Below are 455 nucleotides of genomic sequence, written 5' to 3' on the forward strand. Positions count from 1 at the left end.
GCGCAGGCCCCCCGCCGAGGACGGCACATACGGTGCCGAGCCGACCGGAAAGGTTCTCTGACATGGCCCCCGTTTTCGCCCACGGCCGACTGCGCCTGTATCTGCTGAAGCTCCTGGACGAGGCGCCGCGCCACGGCTACGAGGTGATCCGGCTGCTGGAGGAGCGCTTCCAGGGCCTGTACGCCCCCTCGGCGGGCACCGTCTACCCCCGGCTGGCCAAGCTGGAGGCCGAGGGCCTGGTCACCCACGCCACCGAGGGCGGGCGCAAGGTCTACTCGATCACCGAGGCCGGACGCGAGGAACTGGCGGGCCGCAGCGGTGAACTGGCCGATCTGGAGCTGGAGATCCGCGACTCCCTCGCCGAACTGGCCGCCGAGATACGCGAGGACGTACGGGGGGCGGCGGGCCGGCTCCGCAGCGACATGCGGGCGGCGGCCTCGGAGACCAGGAACGGT

At 72.1% G+C, this 455-nt stretch carries 1 protein-coding gene; it reads left to right on the forward strand.

Annotated elements, in window-relative coordinates; all coding sequences use genetic code 11:
• Nucleotides 1-62: 62 nt before the first annotated feature.
• Nucleotides 63-455, forward strand: a 393-nt coding sequence (locus V2J85_RS40665; RefSeq protein WP_330824398.1) for a PadR family transcriptional regulator, incomplete at its 3' end; no start/stop codon positions are given.

The organism is Streptomyces bugieae, assembly GCF_036352915.1.
GTDB classification, from domain to species: domain Bacteria; phylum Actinomycetota; class Actinomycetes; order Streptomycetales; family Streptomycetaceae; genus Streptomyces; species Streptomyces endophytica.